Below are 17,760 nucleotides of genomic sequence, written 5' to 3'. Positions count from 1 at the left end.
TCGTGGAGGCCAAGACACAGCACGTCTCCGTTTTTTGATGCATGGCGCTGAAAATCGGATAAGAGGGAACGGCGGGTCAGTCGCAAGACCTGACCGAGTGATTTCCAGGACGGACGACGCCGAAAAATGAAATCTGAGACCCCGAAGCATTCCGGTTTGCTCGACAAGATCGTCGACAAAAGCGCGCGAGTGGGCGTGATTGGCCTCGGCTATGTCGGATTGCCGCTTGCCGCTACGGCAGCCCTTCGTGGTTTCACTGTGACCGGCTTCGATATCGATGACAGCAAACCGGACAAGCTGAACGCCGGCGAAAGCTACATTGCTGCCGTTTCGCACGACATGCTCAAACGTGCAAGCGACCATGGCTGCGTTACATGGACTGCCGATTTCTCCGGCTTGTCGGACTGCGACGTGATTGTCATATGTGTCCCGACGCCTTTGACAAAGCACCGTGAACCCGACCTCACATACGTGGAGCAAACGGCGCAGACGATAGCGGAGCACATGCGCGACAGTGTGCTGGTGGTTCTGGAATCCACGACGTTTCCTGGAACGACGGAAGAGGTCCTGACGCCCATACTTGCATCACACGGGCGCAAGCCGGACAGCGATTTCTGGGTCGCCTTCAGCCCGGAACGCGAGGATCCGGGTAACGAGACCTACCGGACACATTCAATCCCGAAGATAGTCGGAGCGGACTCCGAGGAATCAAGGACGCTTGCCGCCGCATTTTACGGGAACGTCGTCGACAAGGTTGTGCCGGTTTCTTCGGCAAAGACCGCAGAGGCGGTCAAGATCACGGAAAACATCTTCCGTGCCGTCAACATTGCGCTCGTGAATGAGCTTAAGGTCATCTACGACGCGATGGGCATCGATGTGTGGGATGTCATAGAAGGGGCCGCGACAAAACCGTTCGGCTTCATGCCGTTTTACCCGGGGCCGGGCCTGGGTGGCCACTGCATCCCTATCGATCCGTTCTACCTGACCTGGAAAGCCCGCGAGTTTGGCCATGCCACGCGCTTCATAGAGCTTGCCGGTGAAATCAACGTAACCATGCCCAACTTCGTCATTTCCAAATTGCGGGAAGTGCTTGACCTGCATTGTGGCAAGGGCCTGTCCACGTCCAGGATCCTACTGGTCGGGATCAGCTACAAGAAGAACGTTCCCGACATGCGGGAAAGCCCTTCGGTCACGTTGATGGACATCTTGCAGAAAAGCGGTGCCCAGGTGGATTTTCTCGATCCCCATGTGGCGCGAATTCCCCGGATGCGCGAGTTTCCGCATCTTCTGGACAGAACCTCCGTTCGAATGGAGGAGGTTTCGCCCGACACCTATGACGCGATTCTGATTTCAACCGACCACGACGCGATCGACTTCGGGCAACTGGTGGCGCTCGACATTCCGATCGTGGACACACGTAATGCGATCGCCTCGCGCGGTTTGGCAACGAAGAGGGTGACGAAGGCTTGATTGACGCCGTTTTCAGGCGGGGTCAGTGGCAGACATCAGCACACGCGGTGCGTTCTTTGAAACAGGGCCAGGGCACTGTCCCTACCGCCTGCAGAGCCTTCGGTGGCCGTTTCCGGCCACCTTTCGGGTAATCTGGCGCTCTATTGCGGAAGAGCCATGTCGGGCTGCACGGCGAATACGCCGAACCGCCGCTTGTCGTCCAGGACGCGTTTCACGATATCGGGCGTGATCTCTTCGGCTTCGGTCGCAAATCCGTAAAGAAGCGCGGTATCGCAAAGGGTGTTGATAAGGCGAGGGGTTCCCTGCGTCGCATAATAGATCAGGTCGCAGGCACCCGGAGTGAACAGCGACCGCTTCGCCCCTGCCACCTTCAGCCTGTGTGCGATATACCCGGTCACTTCCTGCTGTTCCAGAAAAGACAGATGAAAGTCCGAGGTCACACGTTGAACGAACTGCCTGAGGCTCGGTGCGGCCAGCAGCGTTTTCAGCTCGGGCTGCCCGCTCAGCACAATCTGGAGCAGCTCGCGATTATGCGTGTTGATGTTCGACAGCATTCTCAGCTCTTCAAGGGTTTCCGAACCGAGATTTTGCGCCTCGTCAACGATCAGAACCGTCCTGCGGCCCTGTTCATACTGCTCGATCAGGAAGTCCCTGAACTGTTTGTACAGCTTGACATGCGAGTCCGTGTCAAAGTCCTGATCAAACGCCATCAGAACCCATTGCAGCAGCTCTCCGCTTCCGCCGGTATTCGACAGGAGCCCGACACAGATATCGCCCGGCAGCTTGCTGAGCAGATGCTGAATGAGCGTCGTTTTGCCCGCACCGACCTCTCCGGTGATAACGGTGAAGCCGGCATGGTTGACAATGCCGTATTCCAGCATCGCAAAAGCCATGCTGTGAGGCCCCGCCCAGTAAATGAAGCGTGGATCAGGTACAAGCGCAAATGGCTTCGTCAAGAGACCGTAATACGGCTCATACATCATCGACCCCGAGGTGCGTGACTGTTCAAATTCTGTTTCTTGTTGCATCGTTCACTATCGGTAAGCTTGCAACATGTCTTATCTAAATTATGAAGCTTACCTTACCGTTTCGTTTTTAGCAGATAAGTAATATTCTCGCACACTTTCAAGATTTTACTCGGAAAATGGTAAAATCGTTATTGCACCCTTTTAGCACATAACACTTATCCGGAGCTAGCCGATTTTTGCCTGATTTGGTTCAGGGCACCATGTCGAAATATCAATTAAATAAGGCGAAAACGAAGCAGCTAATGATATTGAGTTCAAATAAACGTGTGAATAAAGTAATCAGTACACTAAGCTCGTGTAAAAAGAATATATATACATCGTTTTATTAGTGGACCAGGATCAGAAGTTATTAAGTCTTGCAAAACAAGCGGTCAACCACTCAGGATTTTTTTGCGCCTGCCGGTCAAATAGAGACCTGCCAATCCGCACCCAAGCAGCAAGCCGGCAGCAGGCAGGGGGACCGGAGTGACGCTCACCAGGTTCTGGCTGTATCTTGTTCCGTTTTCGTAGCCGAGCGACTCGTAATAGTTGACCTTGTATGACTGCGTGACCGGTCCGCCGAGATTGTCGAGGAAATCGTTCGCAGCATCGACTGCGCCCATGCTCGCCACTGTGCTGAACGTTCCGTTTTCGACATCAAGCGTGCCAGACGACTCGTAGGCTATTTCCCAGAGCGCAAGCTGGAAGCCGGCAGATTGGCTGTTGTTGGTGAGATCCAGATCGCGAAATGCCGTTTCAAAAAGGCTCGCGATATTGTCTTTTTGCGCCTGGCTGAACGAGAACGTGTTCGAAAATGGAGTCGAGGTGATCTCGTAGAGACCCTTTAGAGTGAGAGAGTGTGCAATATCAACGCACCATGCGATCAGGTTGATATTGTTTGTCGTATCCGTAACCCGAAAACCTCCGGCTCTGACCCGCGCATCCAGGTTTGGAGTTCCCGTATTCACAATCCTAAGCGATTCATTGCCCCCGCCGCCGAAGATGCTGCTGTAGGTTTTTTCCAGCTTAAATGGAGCCGCAAAAGCGGAGGAAGAACTGATTAAAAGGAGTCCACAGACAGACAGCATTGAAGTGAGTTTCATGGAAAAGAATACCTTAAGTATAATTTTTGAGTTTATGTAACTTTATTTGAATTTATCTAACATACGCGTTTTATGCGCACAAGCGAATATATCAAACTCAAACGCTTGTTCTGAAATAATGGTTACCGGCAGCAATGAATGCGGGCCTGAACGGGGAGGTTTGTCTCACCTCATTGGTAGGGTGCGGCTAAACAACAGGGTGCGCGCACCGACGCTCGTTCGCTCTTTTTCAAAGAACTGAACGGCATATTGCAATCAATAATAGTAATCCTCGGCTTGCGCATCTTCGCACTTGTTCAGAACGATCCCGAGAAGTTTGTCGAGTTCACTCATCTGCAACTCGCATTCATCGACCTCGGCCGTCGTGGTCGTTCCCGATGCAACAACCAGCAAGGACGTGTCCACCCTGGGCAAGAAGCCAAGTGCGTCGTCGCTGCTTTTCATGGGCGGAAGATCGAAAAGGACAATCTCGGGAGACAACTCGCGGTCAATGTATTTGAACAATTCAAGCATCCTGGGGGCTTGCAGCAGTTCAGACGAAGCCGGTGTATGCCCACTGTTAAGGCCAAGTACCAGGTTCTCGTCGGCCTGAACAAAGCAGTCACGCGCGTCATCCGCCCTTTCAAGCAAGTACTGGGCAATCGACCGGTCGGGCTCGATATTCAGGGTCGGGGCGATTGACGGTCGTCTGAGGTCCAGATCGACAACAACGGTTTTCAGTCCCGGATTGCGGGAAAGGCTGAACGCAAGATTGAGCGTGACCATCGTCTTGCCGCAGCCGGGCGTCGGCGACGTGATGGCAAGTGATTTCCACTTGTTGTCCGACATCGCCTGGCGCACACGCGTACGCAGGAGATTGAACGCAATATGGTTCGGATCGTCCATGGATTTTGACACGATCCTTTTCCGTTCAAGGTGCTTGAGATCGATGTCTACCCGACGGAGCGGTTTCACTTCGTCGCTTGCTGCCGGGTTTTCGCGATCAAATGTCCTAAGCGAAGGAGGAGGGGATGTTTGAACCCTGGGCACCTCCGCTACAGGTTCAAGTTCCGTTCCATCCGTTACGCCGGCCTTTTTGAGCGCACTTTTTATATGTTCCACGCGGATACTCCGACTTTCTAGTTCCTGGCGCTTAGATCAGGTTGAGCTTCAACAAATACGGCTGCACCTTGAGCCAGAGCCTTTCAGCCAAGAGATCAACGGGCGTGACATAGAGGTGCACGACCGCGATCGCACCAAAAATAGCGAGCAATGCAAGGCAAACGGTTAACATACGACGGAAAAATCGACGCGCGCGTTCCCTTCTAGTCGTCACATATGGAATGACCGCAATTGGCCGAACCTGCAGCCTTTTTTCCAAGTCACCTGCGGTTCGGATGCTGTTGTCCAGAAATTCAAGAAGCAGGACGAGCGCCACCCCCACTGCGACCGCTCCGCCGCCGCCAGCTGCCACGATCTGAATCCGATTGGGACTGGCCGGCTCGTCGGGTGTCGTTGCCTGCTCGAGGATCTCAAAACGCTCGGCTTGTCTGTCTTGTTCCAGCTTTTCACCGATTTCCGCGTCTGTCAGCTTAACCTTTGTCTGATTGAATTCGCCGCGCAGGTTCTCATATTCGCGAGCCATCGCTTGCAACTGGACTTCAATGCCCGGTGTCTGTGCAATGCTCTGCGCCAATTCATCAGCCTGGTTCTGAAGCTCTTCCTTTTGAGCTGTAAGCAGTTTGAGCCTTGTCTCAGGGTTTATCGTGATGCCTTCTTGCGCCATCTGAGACTTTATCGAAGCCATCTGGATTTCGGACTGCGCGATTTGCCGATCGAGTCCGTCCATCGTGTTCTTGGAGACGAAGCCTTTTTCGAATAGCGGAGCGAGCTGTTCACGTCGCTCCAACAGGGCTTCGTGGCTCAGTTCTGCGGATTGCAGCCTGAAGGTAAGCTGCTGCGCCCCGTTGTCATCCGGTGAAATTGCGGCGCCATCGATTTCCTTCATTGCTCGCAGCTGTTGTTCTATCAGGTTGAGTTGCGTGACGACCTGCGCACGGCTGGCGCGGCGTTCGTTCAGCGTTTCCGGCAACGTCGCTTCGTTCTCTCGCTTGAACGCAGCCATCTTGGCTTCCATTTCAAGCAACTCGTTCTCCAGGTCGCGAAGCTGTTGGTAAAAGAATTCGCTCGTTTCCGCAGCGCGGCTCAATCTAGTTTCAAGGTTTTGCGAGAGGATCGAATTTACGAGCTCGTTTGTAACGCGAGCTGCCGTCGTTGGGCTCTCATACTCGTATGAGACCTCAAATCCGACAATCTGGGTGTTCTTGCGCGATCTCGCGACCGAGATCTGCTGGATGGTGATGGCAGATCGCATCTTTTCGACGATGATCGTCGGGGAAGGCGTTTCACCCCCACCGCGATACAGGGAATACTCGTTGGCGATACTCAGCAGATTGTCTCGCGCGAGCAGACGTTGTTCGATAACTTTCAGCCGTTCACTCGGATCGGCGTTGACCGTTGCTGACGCAAGTTGATTGGGAATGCGCTGCGATTCAATGAGAATTACCGCCTTCGCTTCGTAAACGCGTGGCAATGAATACGCGACGAAGACTGCAGCTGCAAAGATGACAACGGCAGGTAGAACAAAATACAGGTAACGGCGTTTCGCCATCGAAGTTACCGTGCGAAGGTCAAAACTCTGTTCCATTGTTCCTCAACCACATTCTTTTCAAGCACCCGGTGAACATGCACCACCGGACTAGTTCGACTCGGTAGCAGTTTCAGCTTTTTGAAGCCTCTCCACCGTTTCGCTCGCCGCTGCCTGGTCCTGTTCTGTCATAAGTGTCTTAAGATCCAGTGCCCGCTGAAGGGTTTCGATTGCTTCTTCCTTCTGGCCTAGCGCTGCAAGCGTCATTCCGTAATGATACTGCGCGAGACCCAAGTCCGTCAGTTGTTGCGCAGAATTTCTGAGCAGTGGAAGTGCGGAGGAATACTCACCCTTCAGATAATAAATCCAGCCCAGTGTGTCCTGATATTGCGGCACTTCGGACGTTCTGAACCGCTGCGCGATCTCGAGAGCTCGCTCGAGGGACGCTTCGTCTGAACGTCGCTCCGAAAGAAGACTCGCAAGGTCGTTTGCAACGATTGTGGAGCCCGGATTTCTCTCGAACATGTCCTCATAAACAGCGATCGCGTCGTCGAAACGCTCCGTCTGCTGCAAGACAGTCGTAAGCATCATTTGCAGCGCAATGCTGTTTTTGTCTTTCTCAAGACCGGCGCGAACCGCTTCTTCGGCCTTGTCGTATTCCTGCGTTGAAAAATAATACTGTGCCAGCGCGCTGTTTCCCGACGCGTTGCTGCCGTTGCTCGCCGCTTGCTTGAACATGGCTTCGGCCTTGTCCGCATCGCCGCTTGCCATATAAACGGCGCCGAGCAATACGCGCGCCTGCACATCCTCTGGAGTTTCTTCCAGAACGGCATTCAGTTTTTCAACTGCGAGTTCCTGCTGTCCGGACTGAACGTAAGCGCGCACCAGATCCGGAAGAAGTGCCTGGTTTTCGCGCCCGGAATTCGCCATCGAGTTTTGAAGCAACTCCAGGCTTTCGTCATGCTTTTCCTGTCCGCCAAGCGCAGCGGCGGTAATCCTGTCGGCAAAGCCTTGGTAACCCTGGTCTTCTAAATTACGAAGCGTGTCGGCGATCTCCTGAGCGCCCACAAAGTCGCGTTGCGCCAGTTTCTGCTGCGCAATGAGCGCAAGAACTTCGCGATTGTTGGGGTTCCGTGTGCGGATCGTTTCAAGGATGCGTTCTGCCTGTTCCGCCCTGCCGTGGCTCAAAAGGTAACGCACCATGGGCAGCCCGGTTTCCACCGATTGGTTGTCCAGCGCGAACGCTTTCGCGAATTCCTCTTCCGCCAGAACCGACGAGCCATTCCGTTCATGTGCGTTTGCAAGCATCACACGCAGACGAGCGTCGTTGGGAGCCTCGTTGAGGGCCAGCAAAATATCATCAGCAGCGCCCGCGCTATCATTGTTCGAAAGTTTGATGGAGGCGCGCATCCGGAGCGCCTCTACATTCTTATTGTCTGCCTCGAGGATTTCGGTCACATGGCCTTCAGCCTGATCTATCTTACCGGTTTCGATAAGCATCGCCGCCAGGATCAGCCGTGCTCTGTTCTTCTGCTCCGTTTCATCTGTCTCGGCCAAAACCGACTGCATAAAATCGATGGCTTCCGGCCGTTCACCCGTGGTGAACTTCAGTTGCGCGAGCGCAGCCTGAATCGGAAAGGGTTCGGCATCTCCCTGTTTGCGAGCTTCGATGAGTTTTTCAAGCTCGGTCTGCGCGGCCTCCGGACCGCCCTGAGAGGCGAGAAACGCCACCAGACGTAATTGCGCACCCGTGTCGTCAGGCCTGTCTTCGGCAACCTTGCGCATCAAGCGTTCGGCATCGTCGTGCCGATCCCGGCTCATGTACCATTGAGCCGAAGCAACTGCGAATTGCGGCATCTCCGGGAAACGCTCGACCATTTCTGAGAGCTGTTTCTCTATTTTTTCGTCATCGCGGAGGCTGTCGAGTATCGAAAGACGCAGGACCTGCATTCCCACATTTTCGGCGCTGCTTCCCGGAGCCTTGTCGAGATATGCCAGGGCACCCTTGAAATCCTTCACGGCGACCCGGGAAGATGCAAGAACAACGAATGCGTCTTCAAGTTCCGGATTGCCTTTCAGAGCTTCCTCGGCAAGTCGTTCTGCTTCTTCAGGATTGTTGTTTCTGAGTGCATATGTGCCGTTCGCGACCAGAACTTCTGGCTTTTCCGCAGCGATTTCATTCGCCTGATCAAGGAACTTGCGTGCTTGTTCGATCTGGTTTGCGGTCATAAGCATGTAGGCCAGCTTCAAGCGGGCCTCAACATGGTCACCTGCCTGTTCAGCAACCGCGTTATAAATCCTGAACGCAGCCTGTATGTTGCGTTGGCGCTCCTGAATTTCGCCGAATGCAAAAAGCGCATCGACGTGATCGGACTTCAGCTTGAAGGCGTTCCGGAATTCGAGCCCGGCTTTTGTGAGTTCGCCTTGTTCGACCAATTCCAAGCCACGCTTGTAGTGTGCCTCGGCCTTTTCTTCAGACGAACTGCAGGCGGCCAGAAACAACACACCCGCAGACAATACCAAACCTGTCGCCAATTGCCTGAAACGGGGCGCCGTGGTCATCAAGCCAACTCCTGCAATATCTCATCTAAATTATGCCCTAAAGATAGGGGCATGCTCGCTAAAGTTCGAGTAACCAATTCGTAAAAATTGACTCAAGGTTAAAGTATGTCACTGATTTCCGAAATACGCTAAAATGAAAGCGCTTTGGTCCTTCTAAATGAAAAAGGGGGACCAACCTTTTCGGCCTGATCCCCCAGTTCCTATTCGCCTTTTCCGCCACCTCGTTTTGCTTGAGGCGAGGGCGGTTTATGCCAACGGATTAGGCTACTTCAGTAGCCTTCTTGCGGCGGCGTGCGACAGCGCCGGCACCTACGAGCGCGCCACCAAGAAGCAGCACAGAAGCAGGAAGCGGAACAGTCGCTGTGGACGAGAACGCGATGTCAATGCCATTGGACGAGTCTGCACTGAACGAAGCAACGCCTGTGTAGGTGTCACCCGTGCCAAGAACAGTCAGGGTACCCTTGGCTTTGAAGTCCAGGTCAGAGAAAACGCCACCCGGGTTGTTGAACTCGAAATCCGGTCCGTCGACGAGCTGGTCGATCGAGAAGGAGAAGAAGTCCGTTACCCAGAAAGGATTGACCGGGATGTTGTCGAAGTCGATGTTATAGAAGTAGCCAAGCAGCGATCCGGCAGCTTCCGGGAGGAAGATTCCGGAAACAGCATTGATGTTGGCCCAACCGCCGGCACCCGGGGTCGGGTTAGCCGGTGCACCGAGAACGTCACCGAACTCAACAGCACCGAGTACGGAACCGCCAGTACCTGGAGCCGTGATGCTGTCGATAACGCCACCGAAGCGAATTGAACTCGGTGCAGCGGAAACGGCGCTAACCGTCGCAACACTGAGCACGGCCGCAATTGCCGCCGCTTTGATTGTCTTAAATATGTTCATTTATACGACCTTTCCACTTTAAAAAGCGCACTTTCGCTGCTGTGCAGCAAACCTCATATACCGCATTAACACAACGTAAACCAAAAATTGTATGCAAAGTCAATCGTATTTTTTGTGTTTCTAGAAGGGTTTGGCTGAAAAGAAATTCCCCGTTTTTCGCGCTTTTGCGGCGCATCTAGTGTTTAAAAAACGCAAATTAACCACTGTTAAAAATTCTGGGTGCCTAGCCGGATTTGGCGAGGAATGCAGGGTATGCATGGGTTTTGGTGTAAAAGGGGCTGCGTCGAGGCCGCCGGCGCCCAAGGGATTGCGCCGGCGGTCCCGGTTCCGGGGCTCTGCGCTAAGTGTTCCGATCTTCCAAAAACATGTGGTTCGCCGGCATTGCGGCGCGGTAACAATTGCGTTGACCGGCGCTGTTCACGGATGCCGCTGTCGCGTCATGGCCACGGTCAGCGACAGGATCAGTATCGTCAGCGGCCAGAAGACCGCGGCCAGCAATGCACTGACAATCCGAATGGGGCGCACGCGCCCGGTCTCAACCAGTTCCGTTGCGCTGATCGTGAAAAAGGCAAACGCCACACTGAAATAGATCAGAATTCCCGCGCCAATAAGCAATGACATTCTAAAAAACCTTGGTTGCCTGAACGAGTAGCGCACCCGTACACACACGTTTAGGTTAACAGATTATTGCTGCGTGAAAAACTCCAAATTGGAAATTCGCCTGAACATCACGCCGAAATGACCGAGAGAGAGGGCCACGCACCGCGATTTCCTTGATTCTCTTCGCCTGGCGCGCCCGCGTATCCCGGCAAACGTTGAACGTCATGCCTTTCAAAATAGGGTGTGGAGAACCGTCCTGTTGCGATAGGTAACCGCTGGAAATTCGCATTCCGGTGCCTCGTCGCGGTGCGAGGTTTCAATTACCCGGAGCATTTCTCTGCGATGGTGCTCTGGTGAATGCCGCAGGTTTCTCGGCGGTTCCGTGAGCGCGTTGCCGGGCAGCGGCTTCCGCCCACCAGAGGAGCTGTTTCACTGTCCGGTCCAGATAACCATCCCAGTGATCGGGATCCAGGCCGTCAAGATATGCGCCGGTTTCGTCAAAGATTTCGTGGGCCTTGGGGACATGCACCATCGCGGAGACCGGCAGACAGCCCAGCTCGGCGAGGTAAGTTCGCATGTTGACCGCAGCCCGTGCGCCGCCCCATTGCCCGGCCGAGTAGGTCACGATCGCACTTGGCTTGTAGGAAAAGAGCGAACTTCCGAAGTGGTTCAGAAGATGCGCGAGCGCGGGCGACATGGAGTGATTGTATTCAGGGCTCACCATGACATAGCCGTCTGCGTCGTGGATCCGGCGGGCCAGATCTTCAAGTGCTCGCGGAGCCTTGCCCTTCGCATAGGAAAAGTGCGGTTTGAACGGGCTCGGCTGATCGATCTTGAGCGGATCGACGAGTTCGTGCTGCACTTGATGGGTGGTGAGCCGGCGCGCACAGGCCATGGCAACGCGTTCTCCCAATCGCGCCGGACGTGGCGGTGTGCTCTCCCGTTCCGAGCCGATGAATACCAGGAATGTCATGAAACCCCGCCGCGTTGGTGTCGAGATTGACCTTAGGGTCAGGACCCATTCATTTGGTTTGATTGGTAGGGAAGAATTTGTTCGGATACGAGGCGCAAAGCTGCAGGAAACCGACCGGTTTCCAAAGATTTGCAACGACGTTGCCGGGCAAATTCACCCAAATGAATGGGTCCTGACCCTAAATGACCACCGCACAAAAATGAATGGGTTTCAGCCCGATAAGGCGCCTGCTTCGAGAAATTCAAGCGTTAACAACGTAATACCTTTGCAATGCCTTTGATGCCGGCAGGACGCTGCGAAGCGCTGAAAATGGGCGGACAGATTGCATAATTGCCAAAATTGCGGCCGATTTCCCAAAGGGAAAACTTAACAGTCGACAAATGGTATTAAATAGGTATTATATTTCCAATGACCGACGGGGGCTTGCCCGTTGCCTGAACTGAAAAGAGCGCAAAGGTGAGGCTTGGCGCTGGGCAAGGGCAGGCAGGCGTGCTTTGCGTCCTCGCGTCGGACTGGATCGAACAAGAAGAAACCAACGTTGAAAACAGGGAACAGCGCAATGACACGTAAGTTACTCTCCTTGGCCTTGATCGGTACGGCCCTTGCAACAAACAGCGCCTTTGCGGAAGACGTCACGCTGACGATCGAAAGCTGGCGCAACGATGATCTCGCGCTTTGGCAGGAAAAGATCATCCCGGCATTCGAAGCGGCCCATCCCGGCATCAAAGTGAATTTCTCGCCGTCCGCGCCGACCGAATACAATGCGGCCTTGAATTCCAAGCTGGACGCCGGCTCAGCCGGTGACCTGATCACCTGCCGTCCATTTGATGCCTCGCTTGCTCTGTTTGATGCAGGCCATCTTGTCGATCTCGACGACATGGAAGCCATGAACAATTTCTCCGATGTCGCCAAGGCTGCCTGGCAGTCCGATGACGGTTCGGCGAGTTTCTGCGTTCCGATGGCCTCCGTGATCCACGGGTTCATCTACAACAAGGATGCGTTCAACGAGCTCGGTGTTTCTGTTCCGGCAACGGAAGAGGAATTCTTCGCCGTTCTGGAAAAGTTCAAGGAAGACGGCAACTACATCCCGATGGCGATGGGTACCAATGACCAGTGGGAAGCGGCCACGATGGGCTACAACAACATCGGCCCGAACTACTGGAAGGGCGAGGAGGGGCGCAACGCACTCATCCGCGGCGAGCAGAAGCTGACCGACGAGCAGTGGGTCGCACCCTATGCGACGCTCGCCAAGTGGGGTCCTTATCTGGGTGACGGCTATGAAGCCCAGACCTATCCGGACAGCCAGAACCTGTTCACGCTCGGCCGCGCTGCGATCTACCCCGCCGGAAGCTGGGAAATTTCTGGCTTCAACAGCCAGGCCGATTTTGAAATGGGCGCGTTCAAGCCGCCGGTCCGCAATGCCGGCGACACCTGCTACATTTCCGATCACACCGATATCGGCATCGGCATGAACGCGGCAACCGAACATCCTGAAGCCGCGAAAACCTTCCTGGCCTGGGTTGCCTCGCCGGAATTCGCCTCGATTTTCGGCAATGCACTGCCGGGCTTCTTCCCGCTCTCGAAAACGCCGGTTGACCTTGAAGACCCGCTTGCCAAGGAATTTGTCGGCTGGCGTGACGAGTGCGAAAGCACGATCCGCTCGACCTACCAGATCCTGTCGCGCGGCACGCCGAACCTGGAAAACGAGACCTGGGGCGCATCTGTCGCTGCCATCAAGGGCACCGAGACGCCGGAAGCACTCGGTCAGAAGCTGCAGGACGGTCTCGCCAGCTGGTACGACAAGCACAAGTAAGCTGCTTCACTGAAAACCAAACCCGGGCGGGGACCCCTCGTCCGGGAAGCACTGACCGGAGCTTCGAATGAGCAAGCCGCGCTTTCGATGGCATATCGTCGTGTTCCTGGCCCCTGCGGTCCTCGTCTACACGGCCGTCATGATCTTCCCGCTTTTCAACACGTTGCGTCTTGCTCTTTACAGCAAGATCGAACAGGAGCGCGTGTTCGTCGGGTTGGAGAATTTCACGACGCTGTTCGGCGACCCCATCTGGGCGGACCAGTTCTGGAACGCGCTGGGCAACAATTTCTGGTTCTTTTTGATCCACATGCTGGTTCAGAACCCGATCGGAATTGCGCTGGCGGCCATGCTCTCGCATCCAAGGCTCCGGTTCGCGGCCTTCTACCGCTCCGCAATCTTCATCCCGACCATCCTGTCCTTCGTGATTGTCGGATTTGCATGGAAGCTGATTCTGTCTCCGATCTGGGGCATCGCGCCGTCGATGCTCGATGCCGTCGGGCTGAAATCACTCTATGCGCCCTGGCTCGGCAAGGAAGAATATGCACTGACGACCCTGTCGCTGATCTCGGTCTGGCAGTTCATCGGCATTCCGATGATGCTCATCTACGCCGCCCTGCTGTCCATTCCGGAGGAAATACTCGAAGCAGGCGAGATTGACGGAATTACCGGAATGTCCGCGTTCTGGAAAATCAAGCTGCCGCTGATCCTGCCGTCCATCGGGATCATTTCGATCCTGACATTCGTCGGAAACTTCAACGCCTTCGACCTGATCTACGCGGCCCAGGGCGCACTGGCCGGTCCCGATTTCTCGACGGATATCCTCGGCACCTTTCTCTACCGCACGTTCTTCGGCTTCCAGCTGCAACTGGGCGATCCCTATATGGGCTCGGCGATCGCCAGTGCAATGTTCGGGATCATCCTGGTCGGGGTGTGCATCTATCTCTTCGGCATCCAGACCCGGATGCGCAGATACCAGCTGTAGGGGAGGCGAGCGATGAACAAGGCACGTTCCAGCCCGATCAACACCGCCGCAATGCACGGCGCGCTGATCCTCTACACCCTGATTGCGCTGTTTCCGGTTTTCGTCATCCTGATCAACAGCTTCAAGAACCGGAAGGCGATCTTCCGCGAGCCGCTGAGCCTGCCCAACGCCGACAGCTTTTCCATGATCGGCTACCAGACGGTGATGAAGCAGGGCGACTTCTTTCTCTATTTCCAGAATTCGATGATCGTCACGGTCGTCTCGCTGTTCTTCATTCTGCTGTTCGGCGCCATGGCCGCCTTTGCGCTCAGCGAATACAGGTTCCGCGGCAACATGTTGATGGGTCTCTATCTGGCGCTCGGCATCATGATCCCGATCCGTATCGGCACCGTGGCGATCCTGGAAATGATGGTGGCGACGGGTCTGGTCAACACGTTGACCGCGCTCATTCTGGTCTATACGGCGCAGGGCCTTCCCCTTGCCGTGTTCATATTGTCGGAATTCATGCGCCAGGTGTCCGATGATCTGAAAAATGCCGGCCGGATCGACGGGCTCTCCGAATACACGATCTTTTTTCGCCTCGTGCTGCCGCTGGTTCGCCCGGCCATGGCGACGGTCGCCGTCTTCAACATGATCCCGATCTGGAACGATCTCTGGTTCCCGCTCATTCTGGCGCCGGCCGAGGAAACCAAGACGCTGACGCTCGGCAGCCAGGTCTTCATCGGCCAGTTCGTGACCAACTGGAACGCGGTGCTGTCCGCACTCAGCATGGCAATCCTGCCGGTTCTCATTCTCTACGTCATTTTCTCGCGCCAGCTCATTCGCGGCATCACTTCGGGAGCGGTCAAATGATACGTGTCTTGATTGCAGGCCTCGGCAACATGGGGCTCTCGCACGCATTGGCTCACCACAGACACGGGGCGTCCGAGATTGTCGGACTCGTCAACCGGTCAGGTGAGGTCGGTCATCCGGAGCTCGCCGGCTATCCCGTGTTCACCGACTATAAGGTTGCTCTGGAAAAGACGTCTCCCGATCTCGTGGTGATTGCCACCTATTCGGACAGCCACGCGGACTATGCGGTGGCCGCCATGCTCGCGAGCGCGCATGTCTTTGTCGAGAAACCACTCGCGACAACCGTCGAGGACGCACGGCGAGTGGTTGCCTGCGCACAGGAGACACAGAAGAAACTCGTCGTTGGTTATATCCTGCGCCATCATCCGTCCTGGGTCCGGCTGATCGAGGAGGCACGCGCGCTGGGCGGTCCCTACGTCTTCCGCATGAATCTCAACCAGCAGAGTTCGGGAGCCGAGTGGGAAACGCACAAGGCTCTGATGGAAACCACAGCGCCGATCGTCGACTGCGGCGTGCACTATATCGACGTTTGGTGCCAGATTACCGACGCAAAACCCGTCAAGGTCAACGGCATGGGGTTGCGGCTGTCCGATGAAATCGCGCCAGACATGTACAACTACGGCCAGTTTCAGGTGTTTTTCGACGATGGGTCCGTCGGCTGGTACGAGGCCGGTTGGGGCCCGATGATGTCGGAAACAGCCTTTTTCGTGAAGGATGTCGTTTCGCCTGCCGGATCCGTATCGATCGTCGAAGGCAACAAGGGCGCCTCGGCGGATGTCGACGGCCACACCAAGGTTGGCGGCCTGCTCGTTCATCGCCCGGAAGGCGACAGGAACATCGATCTGCCCGATGAACCCGGCCATCAGGAGCTGTGCGACGCGGAGCAGGCCTACGTTCTGCGCGCAATAACCGAAAACCTCGATCTTACCCGGCACATGCAGGACGCGGTGAGTTCGCTGGCAATCTGCATCGCCGCGGATGAAAGCGTCCGCACGGGCCACCCCGTTTCATTGAAGGAGCCAACGTCATGACGGCGCTCACGCTCAAGAACGTCAACAAGTCCTTCGGGTCCGTTCATGTCCTCAAGGATGTCAACCTGGACGTCGAGGACGGCGAATTCGTTGTTTTCGTCGGACCGTCCGGATGCGGCAAGTCGACCTTGCTGCGCGTCATCGCCGGCCTGGAGGATGTCACGTCCGGTGACATTCATATCGGCGGCGAACACGTCAACTTCACACCGCCCTCAAAGCGCGGCATCGCGATGGTGTTCCAGAGTTATGCGCTTTACCCGCACCTGAATGTCCGGGGCAACATGTCGCTCGCCCTGAAACAGGAGCGCCAGTCGAAAGACGTGATCGACCAGCGAATCGCCGAAGCGACCCGCATGCTCAATCTGGAGGAATACCTTGACAGGTATCCCTCGGAGCTGTCCGGCGGCCAGCGCCAGCGCGTGGCCATCGGGCGGGCGATCGTGCGGCATCCGAAACTGTTTCTGTTCGACGAGCCGCTCTCAAATCTCGATGCCGCGCTCCGAATGAACACGCGTCTCGAGATCGCCAACCTTCACAGGCAGCTCGAGGCGTCCATGATCTACGTGACCCACGACCAGTCCGAGGCGATGACGCTGGCGGACAAGATCGTTGTGCTGCGCGACGGCTATGTAGAGCAGATCGGCAGTCCGATGGAGCTCTATAACAACCCGGTCAACAAGTTCGTCGCGGGCTTTCTCGGATCGCCTGCGATGAATTTCCTGCCCGCCGGCCTCGTGAGCGAGGGCGACGAACGTACCCTCGGGGTGCGTCCGGAAGATCTTTATCTGTCAGAAAGTGGCGGCCTTCAGGCAACCGTCGAGCATGTTGAGCATCTTGGCGGCGACACCAACGTGATTGCGATGGTCAAGGGACACCAGGTCACCGCCCGGCTCTTCGGGCAGCATTCCATCGAGCCGGGCAGGGATCTTGATCTCGGGATCTCCGAAGGCAAGTCCTATTACTTCGACGCAGCGGGAGACCGCTTGAGCGCTTGAGATGCGGGACGTCTCCGGTGGCTGGAGACGAAAAGCCGGAAGTAAGGGCAGCCCGGCCGGGCAGGCCCCGTCAGGCTGCACAGCGAAAGGTCGTCTGTTCCGGGGCTTCACGCAGGAGATGGCGCAGTTGCTGTTTGGCTCTTAGCGTCCGAGTCTTGACGGTCCCCAGAGGGCAGCCGAGCATATCCGCGATTTCCGCTTGCTGGTAGCCCTGGAAGAAGCTGAGTTCGATCACCGCCCGCAACTCGGGCTTCAACCGGTCCAGCGCCCTCAGGACATCGCGCTTTTCGATCGTCCGCGCGGCCAGGTCCCGGTTGTCGCTGATCGCGCAGGCATCGATATCGACGTCCAGGTGCCGGCGGGCCAGTTTTTGCCGCTTTTTCCTGGCGATCCGATAGGCGATGCCGAACATCCAGGTCGAAACTTTCGAGCGCTTCTGAAAGCTTCCGGAGGATCGCCAGATGACGAAGAATGTGTCGTTGGCCACTTCCTCTGCCGCCGCGCGGTCGCCGGTGACCCGGTGCGCGAAGGACGTCAGCTTCACGAAATGCCGTTGATGAATTGCCTTGAACGCACGTTCGTCGCCCTTCGTCACGGCCATCAGAAGCTGGAGATCATCCGGCCGGCTGAAGTGGGCATTGCCATTTTGAGTAGAACCGGTGTGTCCCATCGCAGCTTTCGAACCTCAAGCATGAAACGAGCGTTCGCCGGACATGCAGAGCGCCGGCGTGCACGGTTTCCTGTTGTTAAAGAACTGACGTTCCGGGGTGTTCCGAAGAACCTTCGCTTACGATGGGGGAATGTTCCCGCGAACGCTTATGACGCACGTCACAACCAATGGGCGGTCTGCCGCGCAG

General features: G+C 55.8%; 15 protein-coding genes. 6 read left to right on the top strand and 9 right to left on the bottom strand.

What is annotated here, in order from left to right; genetic code table 11:
* Positions 1 to 126 precede the first annotated feature (126 nt).
* Positions 127 to 1,470 (top strand): nucleotide sugar dehydrogenase, encoded by a 1,344-nt coding sequence (locus ACO08A_RS00275; protein ID WP_422039294.1) that lies wholly within the window; start codon positions 127 to 129, stop codon positions 1,468 to 1,470.
* A 140-nt stretch (positions 1,471 to 1,610) separates the two neighbouring features.
* Here ACO08A_RS00275 and ACO08A_RS00270 read toward each other — a convergent pair whose 3' ends face one another.
* From ACO08A_RS00270 to ACO08A_RS00235, 8 genes are all read right to left on the bottom strand, one after another.
* A complete protein-coding gene (locus ACO08A_RS00270; RefSeq protein ID WP_422039293.1) occupies positions 1,611 to 2,363 on the bottom strand; it encodes an ExeA family protein in 753 nt (250 codons plus the stop codon).
* Between the two features lie 506 nt (positions 2,364 to 2,869).
* Positions 2,870 to 3,580 carry a VPLPA-CTERM sorting domain-containing protein gene (locus ACO08A_RS00265; protein WP_422039292.1) on the bottom strand — a complete coding sequence of 237 codons (711 nt, stop codon included), beginning with the start codon at positions 3,578 to 3,580 and terminating at the stop codon, positions 2,870 to 2,872.
* Between the two features lie 255 nt (positions 3,581 to 3,835).
* Positions 3,836 to 4,477 carry a CpsD/CapB family tyrosine-protein kinase gene (locus ACO08A_RS00260; protein ID WP_422039291.1) on the bottom strand — a complete coding sequence of 214 codons (642 nt, stop codon included), beginning with the start codon at positions 4,475 to 4,477 and terminating at the stop codon, positions 3,836 to 3,838.
* 235 nt (positions 4,478 to 4,712) lie between these two features.
* Positions 4,713 to 6,266: a GumC family protein gene (locus ACO08A_RS00255; protein WP_422039290.1), complete on the bottom strand. Its 1,554-nt coding sequence runs from the start codon at positions 6,264 to 6,266 to the stop codon at positions 4,713 to 4,715.
* Positions 6,267 to 6,317: 51 nt separating this feature from the next.
* On the bottom strand, positions 6,318 to 8,768 hold the full coding sequence (locus ACO08A_RS00250) for a tetratricopeptide repeat protein (protein WP_422039289.1): 2,451 nt from the start codon (positions 8,766 to 8,768) through the stop codon (positions 6,318 to 6,320).
* A 259-nt stretch (positions 8,769 to 9,027) separates the two neighbouring features.
* The gene (locus ACO08A_RS00245; RefSeq protein WP_422039288.1) at positions 9,028 to 9,657 is read right to left on the bottom strand and encodes a VPLPA-CTERM sorting domain-containing protein; all 630 of its coding nucleotides are present in this window, start codon (positions 9,655 to 9,657) and stop codon (positions 9,028 to 9,030) included.
* Between the two features lie 417 nt (positions 9,658 to 10,074).
* On the bottom strand, positions 10,075 to 10,278 hold the full coding sequence (locus tag ACO08A_RS00240) for a hypothetical protein (protein WP_422039287.1): 204 nt from the start codon (positions 10,276 to 10,278) through the stop codon (positions 10,075 to 10,077).
* 295 nt (positions 10,279 to 10,573) lie between these two features.
* Positions 10,574 to 11,230 (bottom strand): NADPH-dependent FMN reductase, encoded by a 657-nt coding sequence (locus ACO08A_RS00235; protein ID WP_422039286.1) that lies wholly within the window; start codon positions 11,228 to 11,230, stop codon positions 10,574 to 10,576.
* Between the two features lie 559 nt (positions 11,231 to 11,789).
* Between ACO08A_RS00235 and ACO08A_RS00230 the strand changes: the two genes are divergently transcribed.
* The 5 genes from ACO08A_RS00230 (at position 11,790) to ACO08A_RS00210 (ending at position 16,903) form a co-directional block, all read left to right on the top strand.
* Positions 11,790 to 13,043, top strand: a complete 1,254-nt coding sequence (locus tag ACO08A_RS00230; protein WP_422039285.1) for an ABC transporter substrate-binding protein — start codon at positions 11,790 to 11,792, stop codon at positions 13,041 to 13,043.
* A gap of 67 nt (positions 13,044 to 13,110) precedes the next feature.
* A complete protein-coding gene (locus ACO08A_RS00225; RefSeq protein WP_421982361.1) occupies positions 13,111 to 14,025 on the top strand; it encodes a carbohydrate ABC transporter permease in 915 nt (304 codons plus the stop codon).
* Positions 14,026 to 14,037: 12 nt separating this feature from the next.
* Entirely contained in the window at positions 14,038 to 14,877 is an 840-nt protein-coding gene (locus ACO08A_RS00220) for a carbohydrate ABC transporter permease (protein ID WP_422039284.1), read from the top strand.
* A complete protein-coding gene (locus ACO08A_RS00215) occupies positions 14,874 to 15,908 on the top strand; it encodes a Gfo/Idh/MocA family protein (RefSeq protein ID WP_422039283.1) in 1,035 nt (344 codons plus the stop codon). Before ACO08A_RS00220 ends, ACO08A_RS00215 begins: the two co-directional genes overlap by 4 nt.
* On the top strand, positions 15,905 to 16,903 hold the full coding sequence (locus ACO08A_RS00210; RefSeq protein ID WP_422039282.1) for an ABC transporter ATP-binding protein: 999 nt from the start codon (positions 15,905 to 15,907) through the stop codon (positions 16,901 to 16,903). Before ACO08A_RS00215 ends, ACO08A_RS00210 begins: the two co-directional genes overlap by 4 nt.
* A gap of 70 nt (positions 16,904 to 16,973) precedes the next feature.
* On the opposite strand, the gene ACO08A_RS00205 is transcribed toward ACO08A_RS00210, so the two are convergent.
* On the bottom strand, positions 16,974 to 17,573 hold the full coding sequence (locus ACO08A_RS00205) for an RNA polymerase sigma factor (protein ID WP_422039281.1): 600 nt from the start codon (positions 17,571 to 17,573) through the stop codon (positions 16,974 to 16,976).
* Between the last annotated feature and the right edge of the window lie 187 nt (positions 17,574 to 17,760).

The organism is Roseibium sp., assembly GCF_965232425.1.
GTDB lineage: Bacteria > Pseudomonadota > Alphaproteobacteria > Rhizobiales > Stappiaceae > Roseibium.
Note: the sequence above shows the minus strand (reverse complement) of the source record. Positions and strands in the feature narration are given on the sequence as shown.

What these genes read in the sequence shown, in the direction of transcription:
- ACO08A_RS00275 (WP_422039294.1), top strand. Translation starts at nt 127, where the DNA reads ATGAAATCTGAGACCCCGAAGCATTCCGGTTTGCTCGACAAGATCGTC.
- ACO08A_RS00270 (WP_422039293.1), bottom strand. Translation starts at nt 2,363, where the DNA reads ATGGCTTTTGCGATGCTGGAATACGGCATTGTCAACCATGCCGGCTTC.
- ACO08A_RS00265 (WP_422039292.1), bottom strand. Translation starts at nt 3,580, where the DNA reads ATGAAACTCACTTCAATGCTGTCTGTCTGTGGACTCCTTTTAATCAGT.
- ACO08A_RS00255 (WP_422039290.1), bottom strand. Translation starts at nt 6,266, where the DNA reads ATGGAACAGAGTTTTGACCTTCGCACGGTAACTTCGATGGCGAAACGC.
- ACO08A_RS00250 (WP_422039289.1), bottom strand. Translation starts at nt 8,768, where the DNA reads ATGACCACGGCGCCCCGTTTCAGGCAATTGGCGACAGGTTTGGTATTG.
- ACO08A_RS00245 (WP_422039288.1), bottom strand. Translation starts at nt 9,657, where the DNA reads ATGAACATATTTAAGACAATCAAAGCGGCGGCAATTGCGGCCGTGCTC.
- ACO08A_RS00240 (WP_422039287.1), bottom strand. Translation starts at nt 10,278, where the DNA reads ATGTCATTGCTTATTGGCGCGGGAATTCTGATCTATTTCAGTGTGGCG.
- ACO08A_RS00235 (WP_422039286.1), bottom strand. Translation starts at nt 11,230, where the DNA reads ATGACATTCCTGGTATTCATCGGCTCGGAACGGGAGAGCACACCGCCA.
- ACO08A_RS00230 (WP_422039285.1), top strand. Translation starts at nt 11,790, where the DNA reads ATGACACGTAAGTTACTCTCCTTGGCCTTGATCGGTACGGCCCTTGCA.
- ACO08A_RS00225 (WP_421982361.1), top strand. Translation starts at nt 13,111, where the DNA reads ATGAGCAAGCCGCGCTTTCGATGGCATATCGTCGTGTTCCTGGCCCCT.
- ACO08A_RS00220 (WP_422039284.1), top strand. Translation starts at nt 14,038, where the DNA reads ATGAACAAGGCACGTTCCAGCCCGATCAACACCGCCGCAATGCACGGC.
- ACO08A_RS00215 (WP_422039283.1), top strand. Translation starts at nt 14,874, where the DNA reads ATGATACGTGTCTTGATTGCAGGCCTCGGCAACATGGGGCTCTCGCAC.
- ACO08A_RS00210 (WP_422039282.1), top strand. Translation starts at nt 15,905, where the DNA reads ATGACGGCGCTCACGCTCAAGAACGTCAACAAGTCCTTCGGGTCCGTT.
- ACO08A_RS00205 (WP_422039281.1), bottom strand. Translation starts at nt 17,573, where the DNA reads ATGGGACACACCGGTTCTACTCAAAATGGCAATGCCCACTTCAGCCGG.